The sequence below is a fragment of the Actinomycetes bacterium genome (genome assembly GCA_036000965.1).
Classification (GTDB): Bacteria; Actinomycetota; CALGFH01; order CALGFH01; family CALGFH01; genus DASYUT01.
Genome location: DASYUT010000171.1, coordinates 1 through 4,210, shown reverse-complemented (window position 1 = coordinate 4,210; position 4,210 = coordinate 1). Strand labels below are relative to the sequence as shown.

Genomic DNA, 4,210 nt, shown 5'->3' with positions numbered 1-4,210 from the left:
CAGCCGAACCTGTTCGTGAAGATCCCGGCCACCGGCGAGGGCGTGCCCGCCATCCAGGCGATGATCGCCGAGGGACGCAGCATCAACATCACGCTGATCTTCTCCCTGGCCCGCTACGCCGAGGTGATCGACGCCTACCTCTCTGGGCTCGAGACCCTCGCCCAGCGCGGCGGCGACCTCGCGTCGGTGCACAGCGTGGCGTCGTTTTTCGTCAGCCGGGTCGACACCGAAGTCGACGCTCGCCTGGACGCCACCGGCAGCAGCGACGCGCTGGCGCTGCGAGGCCAGGCCGCGGTCGCCCAAGCCAAGCTCGCCTACCGGCTGTTCCGTGACCGCTTCGCCGGCCAACGGTGGGAGCGGCTGGCGGCCCGGGGCGCACACGTGCAGCGACCGTTGTGGGCGTCGACGTCGACCAAGCATCCCTCCTACCCCGACACCCTCTACGTCGACAGCCTCATCGGGCCCGACACGGTCAACACCCTGCCCGAGACGACCATCGCCGCGTTCGAGGACCACGGCACCCTCGCCCGCACCATAGATCGAGGTGTCGACGACGCCGGCGCGCTAATGCGCAGGCTGGCCGAGGTCGGTGTGGACATGGACGACGTCGGCCGCATCCTCGAGGACCAAGGCGTGGCCAGCTTCCACCAGTCGTTCGCCCACGTACTCCAGGCGCTCCAGACCAAGGCGCGCCAGCTGGCGCCGCGCTGACATGGATTGGGCTGGCTGGGCGCTGTTCGGCCTCGTCGCCACCGCCGCCCTGACCGCGGTGATGATCGTGTCCCAGCTGGCCAGGCTGACCCGACTCGACCTGCCGCTGCTGCTCGGCACCGTCGTCACCGAAGACCCCGACCGGGCCCGGGTCGCCGGCTTCTTCCTCCACCTGGTGATCGGACAAGGGTTCGCCCTCGGCTATGCCGCCAGCTTCGCGCTGCTGGACCGGGCCACCTGGTGGCTGGGCGGGCTGCTCGGGCTTCTTCATGTCGCGGTCTCCCTCACCGTGCTCGTCCCCCTCCTCGCCGGCGTCCACCCGCGCATGGCGTCGCACCGGGCCGGTCGATCGTCGACCGCGGTGCTGGAGCCGCCCGGGCTGCTCGGCCTCAACTACGGCGGCCAGACCCCCATCGTCACCATCGCCGCCCACCTCACCTACGGCATCGCCCTCGGCGTACTGCTCAGGGCCCACTGACATGCGCCAACGGTTCCCCAGTGCCGGCGAGGCGGCCCGGCGCATCGAGGATTACGGGCTGCTGGGTGACACTCGCACGGCAGCACTTGTCGCCTCCGACGGCGCCATCGACTGGCTGTGCGTCCCGCGCTTCGACGGCCAACCCGTGTTCGCCCGCCTGGTCGGCGGGCCGGCGGCGGGCAGGTTCCGCATGGGGCCAGCCGGAGCCGCCACGGTCATCGCCCGCCGCTACCGACCCGACACCGCCACGCTTGAAACAACTTGGGACACGCCGGGCGGACGGCTCACCCTGACCGAGGGGATGATCGCCGACGTCCGCGGCCGGCTGTTGCCGTCCAGCCTGCTGGTGCGCCGGCTCACCGCTGTCGGTGGCCCGGTTGACACCGTGATCGAGTTCGATCCCCGCCTCGGTGAACACCACCGGTCGCCGCGCATCGAGCACCGCGGCGACGTCGTCGTGTGCAGCTGGTCGACCATCGCGCTCGCGCTGCGCTCCTGCCCAGCGACACCGACCGAGCCCGGCCGACCAACGAGGTTGACCATCACCCCCGGCCGCACCCTCACCGTGGCGTGCAGTGTCGCCGACCGGGAACCGCTGATCTACGTCGACCCCGACGCGGCCTGGGCGGCACTCGCGGCCGACGAACACGCCTGGCAAACATGGTGTGCCGACATCGACGGCGACCTCCCCCACCGCGACGCGGTGGCCCGCAGCCTGCTCACCCTGCGCCTGTTGACCTACTCCCCGTCGGGCGCGCCGGTCGCGGCACCGACAACGTCGCTCCCGGAGGACCCAGGTGGGATCCGCAACTGGGACTACCGCTACGCCTGGCCCCGCGACGCCAGCATCGGTATCGGCGCCTTCCTCGGCGTTGGCAAACTCGACGAAGCCCGCCACTTCGTCGCCTGGCTGCTCCACGCCAGCCGCCTGGACCGGCCCCGCCTCCCCGTCCTGCTCACCCTCCACGGCCGCCACCCGACAGCGGAACGGGAACTCGACGGCTGGCCCGGCTACGCCCGCAGCCGCCCGGTCCGCGTCGGTAACGGCGCCGCCGATCAGCACCAGCTCGACGGCTACGGCTGGGTCCTTGACGCCGCCTGGCTGCTCACGAATGCGGGGCACCGCCTCTACTCCGAGACCTGGCGGGCCAGGCGCGGCTTCGCCGACGAAGTCGCGAAACGGTGGCGCCAACCCGCTCGGCCTCCTGCCCGAGGAGATCGACCCCACGAGCCACGGCTACCTCGGCAACTACCCCCAAGCCCTCACCCACGCCGCACTCGTCCAGGCCGCCCTGGCGATCCGCGACGCTCACCCCCCACTGAGCAGACCGCATCGTCGCCACAACGGCCACCGCCTTCGCTGCGGGCAACGTCGTCTTTCGAGGTGCTGGACCCTCGTAGTGGCATCGGGTACGGCCGGCCCTGCTTGACCGCCGCGCCCGCGACGCCAACCAGGTGACGAGACGGTTCGCCCCCCGATCACTGCCACGGAACCCTTAACGGAAACAAGCGACCCTGCGCAGGTTAAGTGCGTCGTTGGTCCAGACGGTACAACACAGGTCCAGCAGGAACGACTGGATGGTCAAGCGCCTTCCGACAGATAATGGGACGGCAGCCCGACGACCCATCCCATGGCGTCCCACCACCGTCAGCAGATCCCGGCCTGCGCGGCGTCTGAGCTCGCGCACGCAGACCTCGAGGGGCATCTTGGGCCCGCCGGGTGGCGGCCTAAGCGACTGGACAGAAGTTCTGTCCGTATCCCAGATGAGGTGGGTCGCTGACGAAGTAGCCTCGTGGGCCGTTGACAGCTTGCGACCACAACGACCTCACGAGGCTGCGCCAGTATGCGTCCCCCCAGCGTGTACGCCAAGCGCCCCTGCCCGGCTGGCGACTCCTGCGACGTGCTCGGCCTGCTGCACGGCCCGCACCGGGTCGGCTGCCGCCTGGTCATGATCCTGCTCTCCCAGCACGGCTGGTCGGCGACGGGCATCGCCGAGCTGCTGGGCTGCGACCCGCGCACGGTGCGCCGCTGGGTGCACCGCTACAACATCACGGCAGCCACGGGCTCGCCGACCGACCCCGAGCCGGCCGACCCCCCCTGGGCAGCCCCAGGCTCGGCGAGCGGGTCCGCCGGCTGCTGGCCCAACCCCGGGCGTGGACCATCCCCCGGCTGTGGCAGCAGCTCGGCCGGCCCGCCATCAGCCTGCGGACCCTACGCCGCCGGGTCCGCGACGTCGCCTGCTGGCGGCGACCCCGGCTGGTCGCCAAGGGCGACCCCAACCGCGACCAGCTCCTGGCCGGCCTGCGCCAGCGCATCGCCACCCTGCCCGAGGGCGCGGTGGTGCTGGCCGAGGACGAGACGCATGTCAACCTGCTGCCCTGGGTGCGGGCCACCTGGATCCCCCACGGCACCCGCCAGCAGGTCATGACCCCGGGCACCAACCGGCGCCGGACGATCTTCGGGGCGGTCGACCTGCACACCGGTCGGTGGTTCTACCAGGTAGCCCGCAAGGCGGTCAGCGCCAGCTTCACCGCGTTCCTGGACCAGCTGCTGGCCGCCTACCCGACCGCGCCGCTGGTCGCGGTGGTCTGCGACAACGTCATCATCCACCACTCCAAGCTGGTGCAGCGCTGGCTGGTAGCCCATCCTCGGGTCGTGGTGCTGCACGGGGCGCGCTACAGCCCCCACGACAACCCGACCGAGCGCATCTGGGCCGCGCTCAAGGCCTGGCTGGCCAACTCCCCAACGCTGACCATGGCCGGGCGGATCCGCCAAGTCCACGCCTTCTTCCGCCAGCGCAGCCCCACCCAGATGCTGGCAACCGCCGCACCCCACAGCTCACCCTGGCTGCCCGAAGGATACGGACAGAACATCCGGCAGGCGGCTGAGGGCGGGGAGGCTAGCGCGCGTGACCGTCAGGGTCGGGTTCGCTGGCCTGGGGTGTGAACTCGACGTTGATGGCTTCTTCGGGGCGGCGCTCCTCTTGTTTGGCGAGGTGGATGAGGGCACGCTGGTCGGCT

The 4,210-nt window shown here is 71.1% G+C and carries 3 protein-coding genes and 2 pseudogenes; all 5 read left to right on the top strand.

Annotated elements, in window-relative coordinates:
• On the top strand, positions 1-711 hold a 711-nt coding region (locus VG276_15525), incomplete at its 5' end, for a transaldolase family protein (protein HEV8650762.1).
• 1 nt (position 712) lies between these two features.
• A complete protein-coding gene (locus tag VG276_15520) occupies positions 713-1,189 on the top strand; it encodes a hypothetical protein (GenBank protein ID HEV8650761.1) in 477 nt (158 codons plus the stop codon).
• 1 nt (position 1,190) lies between these two features.
• Positions 1,191-2,648: a glycoside hydrolase family 15 protein gene (locus VG276_15515; GenBank protein HEV8650760.1), complete on the top strand. Its 1,458-nt coding sequence runs from the start codon at positions 1,191-1,193 to the stop codon at positions 2,646-2,648.
• Between the two features lie 342 nt (positions 2,649-2,990).
• Positions 2,991-3,206: pseudogene (locus VG276_15510) on the top strand (hypothetical protein).
• Positions 3,100-4,076: pseudogene (locus VG276_15505) on the top strand (IS630 family transposase). Before VG276_15510 ends, VG276_15505 begins: the two co-directional pseudogenes overlap by 107 nt.
• Positions 4,077-4,210: the final 134 nt, after the last annotated feature.

What these genes read in the sequence shown, in the direction of transcription:
- VG276_15520 (HEV8650761.1), top strand. Translation starts at nt 713, where the DNA reads ATGGATTGGGCTGGCTGGGCGCTGTTCGGCCTCGTCGCCACCGCCGCC.
- VG276_15515 (HEV8650760.1), top strand. Translation starts at nt 1,191, where the DNA reads ATGCGCCAACGGTTCCCCAGTGCCGGCGAGGCGGCCCGGCGCATCGAG.